Here is a 21,482-nt window from a genome sequence, read left to right on the forward strand (position 1 = left end):
GCCATGGACTCCCGCCCTAACGGAGCTCGGCCGTGGTGAGGAGGCGGATCTGGGCCGCCGTCCAGGCGTCGGTCATGCGCCGCGGATCGTCGGAGGCCAGCGCGCGGGCGAGCCCGTCGACCTGCTCGGCGGCCGAGCGGAGCCCGGTCGCGGCGAGGTCGGCGGCGACCCGTTCGAGGCGGGAGCGGGTGCCCGGCGTGAGGTGCAGCAGCCCGCGGTGGGCCGCGTCGGCGCACGCGTCGAGCGCGGCGCCGAGAGCCGCGCTCAGCGGGTCGAGACGGCGCCCGGCGGAGCCCTCCAGGTCGCCCTCGCCCGTGCCCGGCGCCAGGTCGGGGACGGTCACGGCGCCCGCGGCCAGGACGGCGATCGGGTCGAGGACGAGCGCGCCGTGGGAGCGGCGGAGCGTGCCGCTGATGTGGCTGGGGCCGCGGGCCAGCGCGTCCGCGAGGTCGTCGAGCGCGCCGGGGGCGTACGGGCTGAACGTGGCGGAGACCGTCGCGGTGCCCCCGGCGGCGTCGGAGATCGTCGCGTCCAGGCGCTGGTCGCCCGGGTGGTAGGCGATGCCGTCCACCTCGGCGACCTCGACGACGCGCACGAGTTCGGCGGCGACGCGGGGACGGACGAGGCGGGGCGGCATCCGGCCCAGCTCGTCGGCGGCCCGCCGCAGGTCGCGCACCAGGACCGGGGCGGGCAGGTCCGTCCAGGACGAGCCGAGCGGGGTGACCGTCGACTTGGCGACGCGGCCGGTGGCGAGGCGGACGACGCGGCCGGCGCTGCGGGTGGCCGTCTCGGACACGATGTTGGCGGTGGCGAACGCGCGGAGCGTGCTGCCGGAGACGCGCCGCCCTGCCAGCTCGTGGCCCGTGGCGGTCTCGTTCCAGTGGCGCCGCAGCACCAGGACGATGCCGGCGTCTGCCTGGGCGAGGTAGACGTCGGCGGTGCGCTCGTCGTCGGTGCCGTCGATGCGGCAGCCGAGGGCGGTGAGCCGGATGCGGCGCAGCCGGCTCTCGGCCTTCTCGCCGGTGCCGAGGACCTGTGAACGCGGGCTCCCGGCACCGGCGCGGTGCCGGGCGTGCAGCTCGGTGATCAGTTCGGCGAGCCGTTCGGGCCGGTAGCCGGCGTGGCGGTCGCGGTAGGCGGTGAGCTGGCCGATGAGGTCGGTCACGGCGGCGGCGGGCCAGTGCAGGTCCTGGGCGGTGAGGTCGCGCCCGGCGCGCTGGAGCGCGGTGCCCAGCACGGCGCTGGCGTGCATGGCGCCGTCGAGCAGCACCTGGTCGGCGAGCCGTAGCGTCTCGGTGAGGTCGGCGGCCTGCCGCCCGCCCTCGCCCCCGACGTCGATCCGCACGTCGTCGGCGGTGAGCCCGCGTTCGTCGGCGGCGCGGAACGCCCAGACCGCCAGCACGATCGCCTCGCCGCGGGAGGTGGCGGCGGCGTCGGTGTGCGCGTATCCGAGCTCGCCCGGCACGAGGAACCGCACGCTGCACGTCGGCAGCTCGACGGCCGCGTCGGCGCGCCGGAGGCGGGCGGTGTAGCCCGCCCGGAACGTACGGCGGGCGGCGGTGACCACCCGCGAGCCCAGCACCTGGACGAGCGCCTCGTCGTCGATCTCCCCGGGCGACCAGGGAGCGGCCTCGTCCGACCCGGACCCGGAGTCCCCGCCCCCGGTGCCCGACCCGGACCCGGCCTCGGGCCCGGCGTCTTCAGCACGCGACCCGGACCCGGCTTCGGCCCCGGTCTCGGTCCCGGTCTCGGACCCGGCGTCAGCGGCGCCGGGTCCGGCGGGCGCCGCGGTCTCCGCCGCGGGCGCGGGCCGTCCCTTCCCGGCCGAACCCTCGTGGTCGCGCTGGTAGGCCAGGACCAGCGCGATCTGGTGCCGGCAGGTGCCCGTCGCGGCGCAGGTGCAGGTGGCGGTCTCCAGACCGGCTCCGGCGGGGAGGACGATCTCGGTGCCGTCGGGCAGGGCGCCTCGGACGGTGCCGTCGGCCTCGACGGTGACCGCCGGTCCCGCGCCCGCGTCGACGTCCTTGGCCGCACGTTTGACCAGGCCCCGGTTGGCCAGCGCGGAGAGCGACTCCGGGGTGAGGGCGAGCAGGTCGGAACGGGTCACCGGCCGATCCTCTCGGCGACGAAGGCTGCGAGCTCGCCCGGGGTCATCGCGCCGACGTGCGCCCCCACGTCGGCGAGGCGCTGCGCGGTCCCGTGGTCGAACGCGGCGTTGGCCTCCTCGTCCAGCGCGGCGAGGCCGAGCACCTGCGTGCCCTGCTGGACGAGCCCGCGGACGGACCGGACGAGGTCGCCCGGGTCGCCGCCCTCGTAGAAGTCGCTGATCACCACGAAGATCGTGCGGCGCGGGTTGTCGATGAGCGAGGCGCCGTAGCGCACCGCGCGGGCGATGTTCGTGCCGCCGCCGAGCTGCACCTTCATCAGCAGCTCCACCGGATCGGTGACGTCGGAGGTGAGGTCGACGACGTCGCTGTCGAACGCGACGAGGTGGGTCTTCAGGCCGGGCAGGCTCCACAGGCAGGCGGCGGTCACCGCCGAGTGGATGACCGAGTCGAGCATCGAGCCGGACTGGTCGACCAGCAGGACGAGCTGCCACCGGTCGAGGTGGCGCCGGGTCCGCGAGTGGAAGTGCGGCCGCTCGATGTAGACGCGGCGCTCGTCGGGCCGGTAGTGGCCCAGGTTGGCGCGGATCGTGCGCTGGAAGTCGAAGTTGCGCGCCTGCTTGTGAATGCTCGGGCGGCGCGAGCGGGTGCCGGAGAACGCCTGCCGGACCTCGGTGGCCAGCTTCTCCACCAGGTCCCGCACCACGGCCTCGACGATGCGCCGGGCCAGCGCGAGCACCTCGGGGTTCATCAGGTGCTTGGTGCGCAGGACGGCGCGCAGCAACGTCGGGTTGGGCTCGATCCGCTCCAGCACGGCGGCGTCGGTCACCACGTCGAGGATCTCGTAACGCTCGACGGCGTCGCGTTCGAGCCGCTCGATCGTCTCCTTGGGGAAGAGCCGGTGCACCTCGTCCAGCCAGTCCACGGTGGTCAGCGGGGACGGCCCGGAGCCGCCCTGGCGCCCGCCGTCGCGTTTCACCCCGCCGCGCCGGACGCCGCGCCGGTCCTGCTCGGGGTCGCCGCGCCCGTAGAGCCAGTCGAGCGCGCCGCCCCGGGCGGCGCCGTCGCCCCCGAGGCCACCGCAGGCCCCCTCGGCGGGGGCGCCCAGGATGAGCCGCCAGCGTTCGAGTCCCGGGTCGGTCGTCATGCGAGTCCCTCCGCGGCGAGCAGCCGGTCCACCTTGTCCTCCAGAGCCCGTGCCTCGGCGATCAGGATCGGGTCGGCCGGGCCGCGCAGCAGGTCCCGGCCCGAGGCCCGCAGCCCGCGACGCGAGACGAGCGCCTCGGCGATCGTCTCGCGCTCGCGCGGCGGGAAGAACTCGAACGCCTGGCGCAGCGCGGGCAGCGCGATCAGGAAGTCGTCGTCGCCGAACGCCACCACCAGGTCGTCCAGGACGTCCTGGATGCCGGGACCGGCCAGCACCTCGTCGCGGGCGAGCGCGAACAGTCCCGCGAGCCAGTCGCCCAGCGTCAGCGGCCCGGCCGCGCCGCGGACCGCGCGCACCGGGTCGGACGCCGTCTCGCCGAGCGCCCAGCCGAGGCCGAACGCGGCGCCGCGCAGGTCGGGCGGCGCCTGCGCCTGGGCGGCGACACGGCCCGCGACGCCGAGGGCGGCGGTCCGGTCGAGCCCGAGCGGGGCGGTGGCGTGGATCAGCGCGTCCCGCAGCGCCGCCACCGCGGCGATCCGGCCGAGGTCGGCGGGCGCCGGGCCGCCGCGGACGCCCTCCACGAGCCAGAGCAGGCGGGTGACCGCACGTTCGATGACGGTCCCGAACAGGGGGCTGCCCGCGGTGCCGAGCAGCCGGTCGTGCCGCCACAGGCCGAGGACCGTGACGAGCACGCGGCCGAGCGCGTCCATGTCGGACGCGCTCACGATGCCCGCGGCGATGGCCTCGCCGACGTTGTCGGAGAGGTCGGCGCAGCCGCAGAGGGCGGCGTCGAAGAGCACCTCGCCGAGCAGGCCGACGTCGCCGCCCGCGAGCGCGGTGCGTTCCTCCAGGGCGGCGACGGCGGCGTCGGCGAGCGTGGCACCGTACGCACCGGCCTCGATCAGGGCGGAGAGCCGGTCCTCGGTCTCGGTGATCGTCCAGCGTTCGTCGAGGACGGGGTCCGCGCCGGTCGAGGGACCGGAGTCGCGGCGCGCCCCGGGGACGCGCAGGACGCGGAGCCGGTGCAGGGTGCGGCTGCGCGCCAGGCCGACCGGGTCGGTCAGCTTCAGCGTGACCGTGCCGGGACGGTCGAGCCCGAGCCGTTCCAGCTCGGCGTCGACCTCGTGGACGAGCGGCGGCGCCGGGGTGTCGGGATGCAGGCGCCCGACGCGCCGGCCGCTCAGGGCCGCGACCATCTCGGCCACCACCGGGTGCGTCCCGCCGCCGATCGGGCCCCGGGACGTCCACGGCAGGGGCCGTTCGAGGTCGTCGGAGACCAGGGCGGCCACCAGGCCGTCGAGCAGGTCGGTCCGCGACAGGTGGCGGTGGCCGCGCAGCCGCGCCAGCCCCTCGGTGAGGGTGCGCGCGGCGATGAGGTCGGCGGTGGAGACCACCTGCCTGCGCTCGCGCAGCCGCGCCACGACCGCCGTGGTGAGCCCGGCGGCGGCGCGTTCCGGCCCGTCCTCCCAGAGCCGCTGGTAGTACTCGGGCGACGGCATGCCCGACTGGTAGCCGGTGAACGAGTCGAGCCGCCGGAACGAGTAGGGCACCAGGTGGCTTCCGCCCGTCGCGCCGCCGGGCGGGGCCGGGACCTCCGGCCAGCCCGCCTCCTTCGCGGGCCGCCGGGCCAGCGCCTGGAGGGCGGGCCGGTGGAACCCGCCGGTCACGACGACCACCGGCCGGTCGCCGGCGTCGGCCATCGCGGCCCGGACCCAGCGCGCCATGTAGGCCTCGCGGGCGCTGTCGTCATCGCCCTCGCCCTCGCTGCCGTCGGCGCGCTCGCCCTTGCCGTCCTCGTCGCGCTCGCGGGCGTCGTCGTCCTCCCCTGCCGCCGCCTCGCCGCGGACGAGGTCGAAGTAGGCCGCGAGCCGTTCCTCCAGCCGGTCGTCCGGCTCGATCTCGACCATGTGGTCCCAGAGCGCGTCCACGTTGTCGACGGCGAACCTGCGGCACAGCCGGTCCATCACCTCGGCGTAGCGCTGCTCGGCGTCGGCGTAGCGGTTGCGCCGGTCGGCGAACGCCGGATGCCAGGCGGGCAGGTCGATGAACCGGACCGCCGCGCCCGCCGCCCGCCCGGCGACGAGCGCGACCCACTCGGGCGAGTAGTCGCAGAACGGCGTCCACGACAGGTGCGACCTGGCGCCGTCCCGATGGTGGCTGAAGATCGCCACCGGCAGGTCGTGGCCCAGCGCCAGCTCGTCCAGGCGCCCGTTGAAGTCGGCCGGCCCCTCGATGAGCACGTGCGCGGGCCGCAGCCGTTCGATCGTCCGCCGGACCAGGCGTGCGCAGGCCGGGCTGTGGTGGCGGACGCCGACGAAGGTGACGGCCATCAGCCCGGGAGCAGGTGCCGGGCCTGGTGCAGGGCCCGCCACTGGCCGCCGCCGCGCTTGGGCGCCTGCTGCTCCAGGTAGCGCCGCAACCGTGCCAGGTCGTCGGCGTTGTCCTTGGCGGCCGTGCCCGCCAGGCACTCCACGATGTCGGCGGGCGAGCCCGGCTCGCCGCGCAGGAACCAGCCGCGGACGCCGATGGCGTGCGCGACCGAGACGGCCTCGGCGGTGCTCATGACCGTGGACAGCCGGTCCATCGACTCGCCCTGCGCGGTGACGCCCTCGCGCAGCTCGCGGAACGTGGTGACCAGCACCTCCAGCACGTCGCGGCGCGGCGGCGCGGTCACCCCGGACCGTTCGAGCAGCGCGGTGGCCTCGGCCTCGACCAGGTCGAGCTCGGTGGCGAAGTCGGCGATCGGGAAGACGGTCTCGAAGTTGAAGCGCCGCTTGAGCGCCGCGCTCATCTCGTTGACGCCGCGGTCGCGGGTGTTGGCGGTCGCGATCACGTTGAAGCCCTCGCGGGCGAACACCATCGCGTCGGCGCCGGTCAGCTCGGGCACGGCCAGCACCCGTTCGGACAGCAGCGACAGCAGCGAGTCCTGGACCTCCAGCGGGCAGCGGGTGATCTCCTCGAACCGGACGACCTTGCCCCCCGCCATGCCGTTCAGCATCGGCGCGGGCACCAGCGACCGGGGCGACGGGCCCTCCGACACCAGCAGCGCGTAGTTCCAGGAGTACTTGATCTGGTCTTCGGTGGTGGCGGCGCCGCCCTGGATCGTGAGCGTCGAGTCGCCGCTGACCGCGGCCGCGATCAGCTCGGACAACAACGACTTGGCGGTGCCGGGCTCGCCGACCAGCATCAGCCCGCGGCTGGTCGCCAGCGTGACCAGCGCGCGGTCGATGAGGGACGGGTCGCCGACGAACTTGCGCCGGATCCCGCGCGCCTCGTCGCCCACGATGAACCGGCGCGCGGCCTCCAGGCTCAGCGCCCAGCCGGGCGGCCGCGGCGCCGTGTCGCCGGCGCGCAGCCGGGCCAGCTCGTCCGCGAACCGCACCTCGGCGGGCGGCCTCTGCAGTTGCTCTTCGGTGGTGTCGGTCATCTGTCTTCCGGTGTCAGTCGGACGGGGCGGTCAGCTCGGTGAGGTCGCGCAGGATCTCGGAGGCGGTCACGGGGTCGAGGTCCCGCGCGCGGGAGCCGATGGTGACCTCGTGCAAGGTCTGGGTCTCGCCGGGGTCGCCCCAGACCACGAGGCCGGGGTCCAGCCAGACGGTCACCGGCCCGCGCGTCAGGTCGCTCTGGATGCCCGCGTCGGCCGGAGCGCCCAGTGTCCAGCCGCGCCGTTCCATCGCCCGGACCCTGCCTCCGGGGAACGGGAGCTTCTCGAACCGGGTCACCTGTCCCGTGCTCCGCTCCTCCTCGGTGAGGGCGTGCACGGAGCGGCCGAGCTGCGGGAACGGCTGGAGGATCTCGTAGTCGGCGAAGACCTCCGACCACGGCGCCGGGTCCCCCAGGTCGAGGGGATGGGCGATGCCGATGCGCGCGGAGTCGCCGGGAACGAAGACCGCGTCGTCGACGTCGGCGAACGTGCGGTCCTCGGCGACGCGGAAGGCCGTCCCGGCGGTCTCGTCCAGCCACACCAGGCGCCGGACGACGTGCCAGAGCAGCGGATGCGCCACGAACAGGTCGCTGAACTCCTCGATGGTCCAGCGGCGGCGGCACGCCATGGCCGTCTCCAGCCGCTCGATCTGCTCGCCGGCGAGCTTGCGCACGTCCTTCTTGAGGGCGGAGAACGCCTGGTAGGCCGCCGGCGCCAGCTTCGCGTCGTCCTTGACGCCCGGCTTGGGCAGCGCCTTGCGGAGCTTGCCGGCCCCGTCCAGCACGAACGGCCTCAGCTGCTCGTCGAACCCGACCGTGAAGCGGCGCGGGCCGTAGTCGAGCACCATGCTGCCGGTGGCGTCCAGGCCGAGGTCGGGGACGAGCCGGTCGGCCAGCTGCTCGACGGTCAGGCCGCGCTCGGCGGCGGCCTTGTCGAGGAGCCGCTGGGCGCGCTTCCTGCGGCCGGCCGTCCGGCCCCTGCGCGCGTGCGTGCTGACGTGCAGCAGCGCCAGGTCGGTGCCGATCCTCGCCAGCATTTCGAGGGCCAGGCCCGCCCGCTGGAACAGGTTGGACGGCCAGCTGGCGATCACGGGCCCGAGGCGCCGCACGACACCGTCGTCGCCGAGCGTGCCGAGGGCGGTCAGCGTCCACCGCTTCTCGCCCTGCCCGCCCGCTTCGAACAGCGCCCAGGCGAAGTCGCCGAGCGACCGCGGATCGCAGCGTTCGCGGAGCTTGGTGAGCTTCCGATGTCTCCCTCGCGGCTTGGCCAGGATGGCGATGAGCTCCCGGACGTCGTCCTCGGGCAGGGTGCCGTCGCCGTCGCGCAGCCGGATCGGCGGCAGCCGGTGCGGAGCCGCCCACGGCGGGAGCGGCGTGGTCTCGGTGTTCATGATCGTCTCCGTCAGGGGGTGGGCCGGTCGGCCGGCTCGGTGAGGTCGGTCAGGTCGCCGAGCACCTCGGACGCCGTGACCGGATCGAGCTCCGCGAACGAGTGCTCGCCGTCGTCGCGGCTCGACCAGTAGTCGTGGAGGTGATCGCCGATCCAGACGTACTCGAGCCGCTGCTCGGGATCCATGTCGACGACGCCGACCTGGATGCCGGGGTCGAGGTTGATGAGGACGTACAGGCCGCCGGGCACCTCGCGGTAGATCCAGCGTTCGGTGCCGTTGTCCTGCGGCTCGCCGCGCCGCCAGCCGCGCTTGACCAGGCCCAGGACCCTGCCGAACGGCACGCTGACGCCCTCGAACCGGGTCAGCCGCGCCCCCGCCCGTTCCTCGTCGGTCAGCGCGTGCACCGGCCGGCCCAGCTGCGCGAACGGCTGGATGATCTCGTAGTCGGCGAACGTGCCCGCCCAGGCCGGCACCGCGTCGCCGAGGTGGAGCGGGTGGGCGACGGTGACCTCGGCGGTGCCGGCGAGCGTGAAGACGTCGTCGGCCGCGTCGGCGAACGTGCGGTCCTCGGCGACGCGGAACGCGGTCGCCTTGCCGCCGTCCTCGGCCAGCCACACCAGCCGCCGGACGATGTGCCAGACGAGCGGGTGGCCGACGAGGTGGGTCCGGAAGTCGGCCGCCGACCAGCGGCGGCCGGTGGCCATCGCCAGCTCCATGCGCTGGACCTGGATCGAGGCGACCGTGCGCACGTCCTTCTTCAGCTGGGCGAACGCCGCGTACGCGGCGGGGGCCAGCTCAGGGTCGTCCTTCGCGCCCGGCTTGGGCAGCGCCTTGCGGAGCTTGCCGTCCTCGCCGGTCACGTACGGCTTGAGCTGCTCGTCGAACCCGACCGTGAAGCGGCGCGGCCCGTAGTCGAGCACCATGGTGCCGTCGGGCTCCAGGCCGAAGCCCGGAACGAGCCGGTCGCCGAGCTGGTCGCCGGTGAGCCCGAGGTCGTCGGCGACCCACTCCATACGTTCCTGCGCGCGGTCCTTGAGGCCCTTGAACCTGACCTTCTGCGCGATGCCGTGCAGCTGCGTCAGCGCGGCCTCGGTGCCGATGAGGGCCAGCACGTCGAGCCCCTTGACCGCCTTGTGATGGCCGTTCTCCCCCGGCCAGGCCCGGATGATCGGCGTCAGCTCCCGGGCGGTACGGTCGTCGCCCAGGAAGCCCAGGGCCGTCAGCGCCCACGCGTCGGACGCCGGCTCGCCGTGCTCGCGCCACCGTTCGAACGCCGTCCACGCGAACGACGCCAGCGACGCCGGGTCGCAGATCTCCCGCGCGGCCTCGATCCCGGGCTCGACGTCCGCCCAGGGCTCCGACAGCGCCACCATCGTCAGGAGGTGGGCGGTCGCCTGGGCGGGCAGCGTGTGCCCGGGGTCGTCCCGCATCAGGATCTGCGGCAGCGCGGCGGGCGCCGCCCAGGCGGCGAGCGCGGGGAGCTTGCGCGGGGGCAGCAGGTCGCGCGGGTCGAGGGCGAGCAGGGCCTCGACCTCGCGCACGGCCTCGCCGCCGTACCGCCCGGCCGCCTCGACTACCTCGGCGGTCCCGGCACCGGCGGCCACGTGGTGCAGCGCGTAGCGGGCGCCGCGGCGTTCCGCCCCGGGCTTGCCGAGCGCGGCGGGTATCAGCAGCGGAGCGGCGTCCGCGCCGTGCCGCTCGAACCAAGCGAGGGCCGTGTCCTTGTTCGCCTTGAGGCGGACGAGCCAGTCGGCCATGAGCACCGCGACCTCGGCGCCGCGGTACGGCAGCAGCAGCTGTCCGAACGAGGTGGGCCTGGCCCGGGCGAAACGCAGCGCGAACGGCAGCGCGTCCACCTCGAACCGCGCGACGACCCGCGACGCCCAGTTGTCCGCGTTGTGGTCGCGGAACGGATTCCAGTCCCCGACCAGCGGCCGGACCAGCTCGTCCGGCCCCAGCACGAAGAGCGCGTGCTCCTCGTCGCGGAGCAGGCCGCCGGCCCGATAATCGGCGAGGCGCCGCTCCCAGACCTCGGCCGGCGTCTCCGGAAGGCTCCTGGGGCCGTAGGAAACGCCGCCGCGCCCGCCGGAGCGGCCCAGCCAGTCGCTCGGGATGCCGATCTGCCGCCCTTCCAGCTCCTCGCGTTCGCCGGCCTCCCAGGCGATCACGGTCTCGGCGGGCGGGGTGAGGCCCTCGACGACGGTGTGCGTCTCCTCCCGCCGCGGCCTGGTCCACCACGGTTCGCGCAGGACGGCGGGCACGGCGTCCAGTGGCGCCTCGGGGATCAGGTCGGAGTCGCCGAGCGCACGTTCGGCGCTGTCGCGCAGGTCCGCCGGAAGGCCGGTGACCAGGTCGCGGTGGAGCCGCGCGTGCCCGGCGAGCAGTTCTTCGGCCTCGCCGCCGTCCGCCGCCGCGAGCACCCGCAGCGCCCGCTCCGGGAAACGTTCCATCGTCTCCATCACCCGCGCGCGGAAATGCGGTTCGTCCACGCGGGCCAGGAGCAGTTCGAACGCCTCGTCCGAGGGCAGCGCGGTCAGCACCGTGAACAACGCCTTGCGCCAGTCGGAGCTGAGATGCGACTGGTCGAGCGCCTCGGCCAGCAACGGCGCGATCGCGGTGCCGACGCCCTCGGCCATGGTGCCGAGGATCTCCACGGAGTAGTCGCTGTAGACCAGGCGGGCCCAGGAACCGAGACGCTCCAGCTGCTCCTCCGTGCCAAGGGAGCACAACAACATCAGGCGCTGCGCGTACCCGGGCGGCGGCGCGGCGCAACACTCGTCCACCCAGTCGGTCCTGGTGGGGACGAGGTAGGCGGTCACGAGCCGTGTGGCGGGCCCGCGGCGCCACTCCGCCAGCCGTTCCACGGCCTCCGCGTAGGTGGCGTCGTCGGCCGCGGCCAGCATCCTGCGGAGGCGCAGCGCGGCCTGGGGCAGCTGCGGCTCGTTGTCGACCCTCGACGGGTCGGCGTCGCACGCCGCGACGAACGCGCAGGCCGCGAAGACCGGCCCGTGCACGGCCGTCCAGCCGTCCACGAAACCGTCCCAGCGTTTGGGGTCGTAGGTGCGCCGGCGTTCGTGCGCGGCGAGGGCGAGCGCCGCGGCCGCCGCCTCGGGCGACATGCCGGGAGCCGTGACAACGGTCTCGGCGAGGCCCTGCCGGCCCCGCTCCTCCGCGGTCCGCAGCCAGGCCGTGGCGACGGCCTTCGCGATCTTGATCTTCGGCGCCGGGGCGCCGCCGCGCCGGTGGTGCACCCTGCGCCGCCAGCCGGCCGGGATGTCCATGGCCGTCATCCTTCGGAAAGTGTGGTGAGGTCGGCGAGGATCTCGGACGCGGTCACCGCGTCCAGCTCGCCGAAGGTGTACGGGGTGCCCACGCGAGGGAGGAAGTCGGCCGGCCGGTCACTGATCCAGACGTGCTCGAGCCCTTGCTCGGGAAAGTGGTCGACCAGGCCCACCGAGAAGCCGGGATCGAGGTCGATCACGACGTACCGGCCGCCGGGGACGGCGCGGGAGATCCAGCGTTCGACGCCCGCGTCCAGCGGTATGCCGCGTTCCCAGCCCCGCTTGGTCAGCGCCAGGACCCGGCCGAACGGCACCGCGAAGCCTTCGAAGCGGGTCAGCCGCCCGCTCGCCCTCTCCTCGGCGGTGAGCGCGTGGACGGGGCGGCCGAGCTGCGGGAACGGCTGGAGGATCTCGTAGTCGGCGAACACCCCGGCCCAGGCGGGCAGGGCGTCGCCGAGCTCGAGCGGGTGCGCGACGCCGATCGCGGCGGTCGCGGGCGGGGTGAACAGGTCGTCCTCGACGTCGGCGAACGTGCCGTCCTCGGCGAGCCGGAACGCGGTGGTCTCGCCGCCGTCCACGCTCAGCCAGACCAGCCGCCGCATGATGTGGCGAAGGAGGGGGTGGGCGGCCAGCAGGTCGCGGAACTCCGCCGCGGCCCACCGGCGGCGCGTGACCATGCTCTCCTCCAGCCGCCTGACCTGGTCTGCCGCGACGGTGCGCACGTCCTTCTTGAGCGTGCCGAACGCCTTGTACGCGGCGGGCGCCAGCTCGGGATCGTCCTTGGCCCCGGGCTTGGGCAGGGCCTTGCGCGGGGTGCCGTCCTCGTCGGTGACGTACGGCCTGAGCTGCTCGTCGAACCCGACCGAGAAACGACGGGGGCCGTAGTCGAGCGTCATGCTCCCCTGGGCGTCCAGCCCGAAGTCGGGGACGAGCCGGTCGGCGAGCCGCTCCGGGGTCAGGCCGAGCCCGCTCGCGACCTCGTCGATCTTCTCCTGCGCCCTGGTCCTGAGGCCCTTGAACTTCACCCGCTGCGCGATGCCGTGCAGGTGCATCAGGGCGACCTCGGTGCCGATCTCGGCGAGCACCTCGAGCCCGGCGACGGCCTTCTGGTGGCCGCCCTCCCCCGGCCACGCGCGGATGATCGGCGTCAGCGCGCGCACGGTCTCGTCGTCGCCGAGCCGGCCGAGCTGGGTGAAGGCCCAGCCCTCCTTCGCGGGCGCGCCCGCCGCCTGCCAGCGCCGGAAGACCCCCCAGGAGAACCGGGCCAGCGACTCCGGCGTGACGAACGCCCGGACGGCGTCGACCCCGGCGTAGACCTCACCCGGCTTGGACAGGGCGAGCATCGTCACGACGTGCGCGGTGGCCTCGTCCGGCAGCGCCCCGCGTCCGTCCTTCAGGAACAGCTGGGGCAGCACCGCCGGGTCCGCCCACGCGCCCGCCTCGGGAATCCTGGGCGGCAGCAGGTCGAGCGGATCGGTGGCCAGCAGCGCCGCGACGGCGGCGGCCGCCTCGGGACCGTGGGCGTCACGGGCCGCCTGGACGATCGGATCCGCGCCACTCTCGGCGGCGACGAGCAGGAGCGCGCTCTCTGCCTCGCGCCGTGCCCGTCCGGCCCGGCCGAGCGCCGCCGGGACCAGCGGCAGCACCCCGGCCGCGCCGTGCCGGGCGAACCACGCGCGGGCGGCCGGGCGTGCCGACTTGAGGCGGGCCAGCCAGTTCGCCGCGAGCCGCGCCGCCTCCGCGTCGAGGAAGGGCACCAGGACGTGGGCGTTGCCGGCCGGGTTGGCGTCGGCGGCCTCCAGCGCGTGCGGGAGCGCGTCGAGTTCGAAGCGCGCGACGAGGGCGGGCAGCCAGTCGTCGGTGTACCAGAAATGGCGGGGCCGCCAGTCCGCCAGGAGCGGGCGCACGAGCTCTTCGGGGCCGTGAAGGAGGAGCCGGCGTGCCGGGCGCTCCTGCATCGTCCCCTCGCGGAAGGCCAGGACCTCCGCGTCCCAGTCCGCGTCCTCGGCCGTCGCCGGGCGGGCGGACGCGGCCCACGCCTCGCGTTCTCCCGGCGCCCACGAGACCGCACGTTCCGGCGAAGGGGTGAGACCCGCGACCACGGCGGGCGCGGCCGCCGCGCGCTCGCGCGTCCACGGCGGCTCGCGGAGAAGGGACGGCAGTGCCGAGACGGGCGCGTCCGGGGCCCGCTCGGACTCCTTCAGAATTCGCTCGACGACCTCGCGCGCGCCCTCGGGAAGCGCCGGCAGCACCTGCTCGGCGAGCCTTCGATGCGCCTGGACGTGCCCGGCGAGCAGCTCGCCGGCGGCCCCCGCGGCCTTGGACGTCCCACCTGCCTCCGGCGCCAGCAGCCGCAGCGCCCGCACCGGGAACCGCCGCGCGGCCTCGAGCACCGCGGGCTGGACGTGCTTGGTGTCGAGCCGTTCGACCAGCGCGGCGAACGCCTCGTCCGACGGCAGTGCGGCCAGCGCCTCGGCCTGGAGCCTGAGGTCGTCGGCCGCGCTCCTGCCGACCCCCGCGATCAGCAGCGGGGCGAGCGCCGGGCCGATGCCCTCGGCCAGGATCGTTCGCAGCCGGCGCAGGAACGCGGCCTCCATCCACCACTGGTGGAGATGGTCGCCGGATCGCCGGAACCGCACCTCGAGGTCGCGGTGGCCGCCCGAGCGGTCCCAGCCGTTCCAGGCGACGAAGATCGTGCTGAGCTCGGCGACAGCACGGGAGGCGAAACCGACGCCGTGCTCCGCCACCCAGGCGTCCAGATGAGCGTCGCGGGCGAGGTCGCCGGGCCGCGCCGGCCGCGCGGCGAGCGTGGCCGTCACGACGGCGGCGCCCGTGGGGTCGGTGCGGCCCGCCAGGTACTCGCGGGCTCTTTCGACGAGCTCCGGCGCGCTCCCCGGGTGCGCGAACGTGCTCTCCAGGTGCGCGGACGCCCCAAGGTTGTACGCCCGGACGGCGTCGGGCGCCTTGCGGGAGACCTTCACCGCGGGGCCCGGCAGGCCGCCGCGCCGGGGGTGCAGGTGCTTGTGCCAGGAGTCCGGCAGGACCAGCCGGTCCTCGTTGTCGATCACGACGCCTCAACTTAGAGGAGTCATCCGACAATCTCCTGCGATACGGGTCAAAAGGCGTGGTGGGCGGCGGTCCGCGGCCGGACGAGAAGGGTGAGGGCGGTGCGCGTCATCGTTCTCCCTTCACGATCGGCCGGAAACGTCCAGGATGCGCGAGGGATCGTTCGATCGGGGACGAAGCGTGCGGAACTCCGCCGAACCGAATGTCGCGTTGCTCACAGTGAGCGTTCTGGAGCGGCCCGTTCACACGTTCACGAACGTGAGCGGATCGTCGCGGAGTGTCGCCGGAGAAGCCTGGGTGACCTGGCACTTCAGGGGCGTGGTCGAACTCAAGTTACCAATTGGTATGGGGTGTCTTAACTCATCCGAAACATGTAGAACTTGTTTCAGTCTGGCGAGAGTGAGGTACATCACATGAGTGACGCCACCACACGTGGTAAGGGATCTAGTGGCGTTTCACGCCGCGGATTCATCGCTGGAACTGGTTCTATCCTCGGTGCCGCGGCCTTCGGCTTGCGGCCCACGCCGGCCCACGCCGCGGCCGGTCCGATCTCCGACGGCGCCAGCGTCCCGGTCCTGGTGATCGGCACCGGCTACGGCGGCTCGGTCGCGGCACTGCGGCTCGCCCAGGCGGGCGTCAACGTGCACATGGTCGAGATGGGCATGGCCTGGGACACCCCGGGCTCCGACGGCAAGATCTTCTGCAACACGACTAACCCCGACTACCGGTCCTACTGGCTGCGGACCAAGACCAAGCAGCCCCTGAGCAACTTCCTCGGCTTCCCCATCGACCGCAACATCCCCAAGTACACCGGCATCCTGGACGCCGAGGAGTTCGGCGGCATCACCGTCTACCAGGGCCGCGGCGTGGGCGGCGGCTCGCTCGTCAACGGCGGCATGGCCGTCACGCCGAGACGGGAGAACTTCGGCGCCATCCTCCCGTCGGTCAACGCCGACGAGATGTACAACACCTACTACCCGCGCGCCAACTCCGGGCTCGGGGTCAGCGTCATCGACCCCAACTGGTTCGAGACGACCTCGTACTACCAGTACGCCCGCGTCGGCCGTAAGCACGCCCAGCGGTCCAACTTCCCCTTCGTGTTCGTCCCGGACGTCTACGACTGGAACTACATGAGGGCGGAGGACAACGGAACGGTCCCCAAGTCGGCGCTCGCCGGCGAGATCCTCTACGGCAACAACGCCGGCAAGAAGTCCCTGCAACAGACCTACCTCGCCCAGATCAGGGCGACCGGCAGGGTCACCATCTCGCCGCTGCACCGGGTCACCTCGGTCAGCCCGGCGAGCGGCGGCTACGCGGTCGTCATCGAGCAGCTCGACACGAGCGGCAACGTCACCGCGACCAAGACGGTCCAGGCGGGCAAGGTCTTCTTCGCCGCGGGCAGCGTCGGCACCGGCAAGCTGCTGACCAAGCTGAAGGCGACCGGCGCCCTGCCCGGCCTCAACGCCGAGATCGGCAAGGGCTGGGGCGACAACGGCAACGTGATGTGCGGCCGGGCCAACCACCTGTGGGACCCGACCGGCAGCGTGCAGTCGAGCATCCCGTGCTGCGGCATCGACAACTGGAACGCCGGCGGCGCGTTCGCCGAGGTGGCGCCGCTGCCCACCGGCATCGAGACGTTCGCCTCGTTCTACCTGTCCATCACCAAGAACCCGAACCGGGCGCAGTTCACCTACAACGGCTCGACCGGCAAGGTCGACCTGAACTGGCAGACGGCCTGGAAGCAGCCCTCGATCACCATGGCGAAGAGCATCTTCGACAAGATCAACTCAAAGGAGGGGACGATCTACCGGACCGACCTCTTCGGTACGAACAAGATCTGGGGCGACCACCTGACGTACCATCCGCTCGGCGGTGCGGTGCTCAACAAGGCGACCGACAACTACGGCCGCCTGCACGGCTACAACGGGCTGTACGTCATCGACGGCGCACTGATCCCGGGCAACACCAGCGTGAACCCGTTCGTCACCATCACGGCGCTCGCCGAACGGAACATCGAAAAGATCATCGCTACCGACGTGTAGCGGCGACCTGAGATGTGGCAGCCGGCCACGGGCGCGTGTGGCCGGCCCTTCCGAGAGAGAAACTCCGCCACGGGAAGCGCGTCAGCGCCCGGGCAACATGCACATCGTGTCGAGACCGAGCACGTGGTTGAGCCGGCCGAACGCCAGCCAGGACCCGATGCTCATGCTGAGCTCCACGATCTCCAGCTGGCTGTAGTGCGCCCCCATCCGGTCCCAGAACTCCTCGTCCAGGCCGTGGTGATCCTCCGCGTACCGTTCCGCGTACTCCGCGGCCAGCCGCGTGCGCTCGTCGAACCGGTCGGTCGTCCGCCAGTTCGTCACCGCGTCGGCGAACTCCTCCTCGACCTTCTCGCCGTCCCGCTCGGTCCGCCAGTCGAGGCAGAACACGCACCCGTTGATCTGCGCGATCCGCAGCCGTGCCGCCTCGAACTCGCGCAGGCCCAGCGTCGTGTGCGCGTAGACCGAGAGCGAGAAGTTGGCGGCCGCGGGCCCGATGCCGGGGACCATCTCGCCCCAGACGTACTCGATCGCGTCCTTGCCTTCGGGGATGTCGATGTTCATGCGTTCTTCCTTCCGAGCTTGCCGGCCGCGGGCCGCATGGGGACGTCGAGCGCGTCGTAGAGGCCGGGTTCGGCCTCCACCAGCCAGTCGATGGCGCTCACCAGGCGGCCCACCGCGGTGGCGTTGCCGCCCGCCGCCCGGTTGCCGCCCTCGTCGGTCGCCTCGACCGTGACCTCGATGCGCGGGACGCCCTCGATGACGACCCGGTGCGCGCCGTCCCCGTCCGGCGGCGTGGGCCAGTCGGGCGCGCACGACGGGTGGATGCGCGTCACGTGCTCGATGACGATGCGCGGCTCGCCGCCGATGATCCCCTGGACCTCGAAGCGCAGCGCGCCCTGCGTGCCCGCCTCGAACTCCCCCATCGTCTTGGTGCTGACCGTCGTGTCGAGCGCGCGCCGGTCGAGCGTCTCGCGGATCTCGTCGAGTTCGGCGCCGAGCGCCCGCGCCATCAGCCGGATCTGCCCGCCCCACACCATGGTCGGAATCGTGGGCGCGACCATCGGCGGCTCGTAGTCCATCGGCTGGCCCATGCCGACCAGGTACCGCACCGACTCCTCCTGGTCGTACGTGGAGTAGTCGAAGATCTCCTGGCACCGGATCACGTCGATCGTGCTGCCGAGCCCGCTGACCAGCAGCGGGAGCACGTCGTTGCCCCAGCCCGGGTCGACGCCGGAGACGAACAGCGACCCGCCGCCCTCCCGCGCCGCGTCGAGCACCGCGTCCCGCATCTCGGGCGGCGCGTTCAGCTGGTCGTAGAGCGCGTAGAGCGAGGGGGTGACGACGACGGCGCCGGCCCGGATCGCCCGGTTGATGTCGGCGAGCGCGTCGTCCGGCCGGATCTCCCCGGACGCCGCGTACACCACCGCCCCGGGCCGGGCGGCCAGCACCGCGCCGACGTCGTCGGTCGCCGCGACCCCGAGGTCACGGCCCAGCCCGGCCAGGTCGCCGGCGTCGCGGCCGACCTTGTCGGGGTTCTGCACGAGCACGGCCGTGAGTTCCAGCCCGGGATGGGCGTCCACGGCACGGATGGCCAGACGGCCGACGTTGCCGGTGCCCCAGACAATCGTGGAGATCATAGGCCGGAGCGTAGCAAGCGTTTGGTTGTGTGAACAGGCTCACAACGACCGGGTCAGCTCCAGGAGGTCGGCGATGAGTTCGGAGGCGATGATCGGGTCGAGGTCGCGCACGTCGGACAGGCCTTCCTTGGCCGGGAGGTAGCCGCCCGGGCGCTCGGTGAGGGTGAGAACGGCGAGCGTCTGGTCACCGAGCGCGTCGATCTCGCCGATGACGATGCCCGGGTCGAGGTCGATGACGGCGTGCAGCCGGGCACCGATCTTCTTGCTGATCCATGGCTGGACGCCCGCGTCCTGGGGCTCGGCGCGAACCCAGCCGCGGCGTTCGAGGGACACGACCCGCCCGGACGGGACGACGGCGTCCTCGAAGTCCTTCAGGGAGTGCGCGGACCGGTCGTGGACGGGCCTTGCGAGCTGCGGGAACGGCTGGACGATCTCGTAGTCGGCGAACAGCTCCGACCACGCGGCCAGGTCGCCGCCCAGGTCGAGCGGGTGGGCGATGCGCACGGTGGTCTCGGCGTCCGGCGTGAAGGTCTCGTCGGACACGTCGGCGAGCGTGCGGTCCTCGGCGACGCGGAACGCCCGTCCGGTCCCGCCGCCGCTCCCGGGCTCGGTGATCCAGACCAGCCGGCGGGCGATGTGCCAGACGAGCGGATGCCGGGCGAAGAAGTCGCCGAACTCGGCCACGGTCCAGCCGCGCCGCGCGACCATGGCCGCCTCCAGCCGCCGGACCTGGTCGGCCGCGACGGTGCGCACGTCCTTCTTGAGCGCGGCGAACGCCTGGTACGCGGCGGGTGCGAGCTCGGGATCGTCCTTGGCCCCGGGCTTGGGCAGCGCCTTGCGGAGCCTGCCGTCCTCGTCGGTCACGTACGGCCTGAGCTGCTCGTCGAACCCGACCGTGAAGCGCCGGGGACCGTAGTCGAGCGTCATGCCCCCGTCGGCGTCCAGCCCGAAGCCGGGCACGAGCCGGTCGGCGAGCTGCTCGGGCGTCAGCCCGCGGGTGGCCGCGATCTCCTCGATCTTCTCCTGCGCCCTGGTCCTGAGACCCTTGAACTTGACCTTCTGGGCGATGCCGTTGAGGTGCATCAGCGCGACGTCGGAGCCGACCTCGGCGAGCACGTCGAGCCCGGCGACCGCCCGCTTGTGACCACCCTCCCCCGGCCAGGCACGGATCAGCGGCGTCAGCCGCCGCACGGTCTCGTCGTCGCCCGCCAGGCCGAGCTGGAACATGGCCCAGCCGTCCTTGGCGGGCGCACCGGCGACCAGCCAGCGCTGGAAGAGCGCCCAGGAGAACGCGGCCAGGCTCTCGGGCGTGCAGGCCTCGCGGATCGTCGCGACGCCCGCGTACACCTCACCGGGCTTCGACAGCGCCAGGACCGTGACGAGGTGACCGGTCGCGGCGTCCGGCAGCGCGCGGCCGTTCCGGAGCAGGACCTGAGGCAGCAGCGCCGGATCCGCCCATTCGCCGGGCTTGGGGACGCGGGCCGGGAGGAGGTCGAGCGGATCGACGGCGAGCAGCGCCTCGACGGCCTTCACGGCCTCGTCCCCGTGCGCCCGGGCCGCCTCGCGGACCGCGTCGTGGTCGAGCGTCCGGAGGACACGTTCGGCGTTGGCGCGCTCCGGCCCGGCGGGCCCGAGGGCGGCGGGCACGAGCAGCGGGGCGACGTGCGCGCGGTGGCGCGTGAGCCAGGCCAGCGCCGTGGAACGGGCCGAGGCGAGACGTCCCAGCCAATCGGCCATCGACGTGGCCACTTCGGCGCTCAGGAAGGGCAGCAGAACGCCGCCGAACGTCGCGGGGTTGGCGCGGGCGACGTGCAGCGCGTGCGGGAGTGCCTCCAGCCCGTACTTGGCGACGATCCCCTTCATCCAGGTGTCGGCTCCCCACACCGAGACCGGCCTCCATCCGGCGAAGAGCGGCCGGACGAGCTCGTCGGGGCCGCGCAGGAAGATGCCGGGCTGCCGCCCCGGGCTGAACCTGCCGTCCTTGAACGTCTCGAGCTGCCGCTTCCAGTCGGTGCCGTCGCGGAAACCCCACGTCGAGGTGTCGGCCGTCGCCCAGGCCTCCCGTTCGCCCGGTGCCCACACCAGCGCCGGCTCGTCCGGGACCGCGAGGCCGGTGAGCACCACGGGCGTGGTCTTGGTGCGCTTGCGCGTCCAGGGCGGCGTGACCAGGAGCTCCGGCAGGTCGCCGGGGTCCGCGTCCTCGGCCCGGTCCGGCGAGGACAGCAGGCCGGTCACGACGGCGCGGACGTCGTCGGCGAGGTCGGGCAGCACGCGGGTCACGAGCTCGCGTTCGGACAGGACGTGGGCCCGCAGCAGCTCACGTGCCAGACCGGCGTTCTTGGACGTCCCGTCCGCGGCGGGGGCCAGCACCCGGAGGGCCCGCACCGGGAACCGCCGCATCGCCTCCGTCAGCTCGGCCCGCGCGTGCTTGTCGTCGATCCGGTCGGCGAGGTGCCGGAACGCCTCGTCGTCGGGGAGCACGGCGAGAACGCCGTACACCAGCTTGCGGTACTTCACCGTCGCCCATTCCTCCGCCAGCACGGGAGGGAGCAGCGGGGCCAGCGCCGTGCCCGCGTTCTCGGCGATCGTCGCCAGGACGTCGAGGGTGCTGTCGTACCAGGTGAGCACGGCACCAGGCTTGATCTGTGCGGGCTCGCCGAGCGAGCACCACACCATCCACTCCAGCGATTCGAGCGCCGCCCCGGACGGCGGGAGCGCGAGCACCTCGTCCAGCCAGTCCTGCCGCGTCGGAATGAGGTAGGAGACGACGACCATCCGCTCCGGCGTGTCACGAAGGCCGGCGAGCCGCGCGGTCACCGCCGCGTAGGTGGCGTCGTCGGCCGCGGCCAGCAGCGTACGGAGACGGCGCACGCCCTCACGCGCCCCCCACCACCGGCCGAGGCCGTCGCCGTGGCCCGCCTTCTTGACGAAGAACGGGGCCCCGAACGACCTGGGCGTCCAGCGGCGGTTCGAGGTGGTGATCCCGCGCCCGTCGTCGACGACGAGACCGGCCAGTTCCACGAACGCCGCCGCCGCGAACTCCAGGCCGTGGTCGGCGGCCCACGCGTCCGCGAACCGCAGGTACCGCCGCTCGCCCCAGCCGAGCTCGTAGTGGGCGAGCGCGACGGCGACCACGGCGGCACCGAGCGGGTCGGCCTCACCGCTCAGCCATGCCCGCGCGCACGCGGTCAGCTCATCACCGTCCGGGTCGGCCAGCACCTTCTGAAGGTGCTCCCCCGCCGCGATCGTGTCGCCGCGCAGCAGTTCCCCGGCCTCGGGGTCGATCCTGGTCTCGGGCGGCTCGGCCCCGCCCCGGCGCGGGTGGAGGCTGCGGAGCCAGGAACCGGGCAGGACGAGCGCGTCCTCATCGACGTTCATGGCGCCTCACCG

Annotated in this window: 11 protein-coding genes; 1 reads left to right on the plus strand and 10 read right to left on the minus strand. The window is 73.7% G+C overall.

The window, feature by feature from the left end:
- Positions 1 to 16 precede the first annotated feature (16 nt).
- Genes ABZ810_RS15255 through ABZ810_RS15285 form a run of 7 tightly spaced genes read right to left on the minus strand, consistent with a single transcriptional unit; the run spans position 17 to position 14,415 of the window.
- Positions 17 to 2,107 carry a hypothetical protein gene (locus ABZ810_RS15255; protein WP_358403346.1) on the minus strand — a complete coding sequence of 697 codons (2,091 nt, stop codon included), beginning with the start codon at positions 2,105 to 2,107 and terminating at the stop codon, positions 17 to 19.
- Complete coding sequence (locus tag ABZ810_RS15260; protein ID WP_358403348.1) at positions 2,104 to 3,252, minus strand: VWA domain-containing protein; 1,149 nt, start codon at positions 3,250 to 3,252, stop codon at positions 2,104 to 2,106. The genes ABZ810_RS15255 and ABZ810_RS15260 overlap by 4 nt, the downstream gene beginning before the upstream one ends.
- A complete protein-coding gene (locus ABZ810_RS15265; protein ID WP_358403349.1) occupies positions 3,249 to 5,582 on the minus strand; it encodes a DUF5682 family protein in 2,334 nt (777 codons plus the stop codon). Before ABZ810_RS15265 ends, ABZ810_RS15260 begins: the two co-directional genes overlap by 4 nt.
- Entirely contained in the window at positions 5,582 to 6,679 is a 1,098-nt protein-coding gene (locus tag ABZ810_RS15270) for an AAA family ATPase (RefSeq protein ID WP_358403351.1), read from the minus strand. The genes ABZ810_RS15265 and ABZ810_RS15270 overlap by 1 nt, the downstream gene beginning before the upstream one ends.
- Before the next feature lie 13 nt (positions 6,680 to 6,692).
- On the minus strand, positions 6,693 to 8,066 hold the full coding sequence (locus tag ABZ810_RS15275) for a DUF4132 domain-containing protein (RefSeq protein WP_358403353.1): 1,374 nt from the start codon (positions 8,064 to 8,066) through the stop codon (positions 6,693 to 6,695).
- An 11-nt stretch (positions 8,067 to 8,077) separates the two neighbouring features.
- A complete protein-coding gene (locus tag ABZ810_RS15280) occupies positions 8,078 to 11,347 on the minus strand; it encodes a DUF4132 domain-containing protein (RefSeq protein WP_358403354.1) in 3,270 nt (1,089 codons plus the stop codon).
- A 5-nt stretch (positions 11,348 to 11,352) separates the two neighbouring features.
- Positions 11,353 to 14,415: a DUF4132 domain-containing protein gene (locus ABZ810_RS15285; RefSeq protein ID WP_358403355.1), complete on the minus strand. Its 3,063-nt coding sequence runs from the start codon at positions 14,413 to 14,415 to the stop codon at positions 11,353 to 11,355.
- Positions 14,416 to 14,925: 510 nt separating this feature from the next.
- On the opposite strand from ABZ810_RS15285, the gene ABZ810_RS15290 reads away from it, so the two are divergent.
- Entirely contained in the window at positions 14,926 to 16,455 is a 1,530-nt protein-coding gene (locus ABZ810_RS15290) for a GMC oxidoreductase (RefSeq protein ID WP_358403356.1), read from the plus strand.
- Positions 16,456 to 16,536: 81 nt separating this feature from the next.
- On the opposite strand, the gene ABZ810_RS15295 is transcribed toward ABZ810_RS15290, so the two are convergent.
- From ABZ810_RS15295 to ABZ810_RS15305, 3 genes are read right to left on the minus strand one after another with little or no spacing between them, the layout of a single operon-like run.
- Positions 16,537 to 17,016, minus strand: coding sequence for a carboxymuconolactone decarboxylase family protein (locus ABZ810_RS15295; protein WP_358403358.1), 480 nt, complete (start codon positions 17,014 to 17,016; stop codon positions 16,537 to 16,539).
- Positions 17,013 to 18,092 carry a dihydrodipicolinate reductase gene (locus tag ABZ810_RS15300; protein ID WP_358403359.1) on the minus strand — a complete coding sequence of 360 codons (1,080 nt, stop codon included), beginning with the start codon at positions 18,090 to 18,092 and terminating at the stop codon, positions 17,013 to 17,015. The genes ABZ810_RS15295 and ABZ810_RS15300 overlap by 4 nt, the downstream gene beginning before the upstream one ends.
- A gap of 39 nt (positions 18,093 to 18,131) precedes the next feature.
- A complete protein-coding gene (locus tag ABZ810_RS15305) occupies positions 18,132 to 21,470 on the minus strand; it encodes a DUF4132 domain-containing protein (RefSeq protein ID WP_358403361.1) in 3,339 nt (1,112 codons plus the stop codon).
- Positions 21,471 to 21,482: the final 12 nt, after the last annotated feature.

The sequence above is a fragment of the Spirillospora sp. NPDC047279 genome (assembly GCF_040643285.1).
Taxonomy (GTDB): Bacteria; Actinomycetota; Actinomycetes; order Streptosporangiales; family Streptosporangiaceae; genus Spirillospora.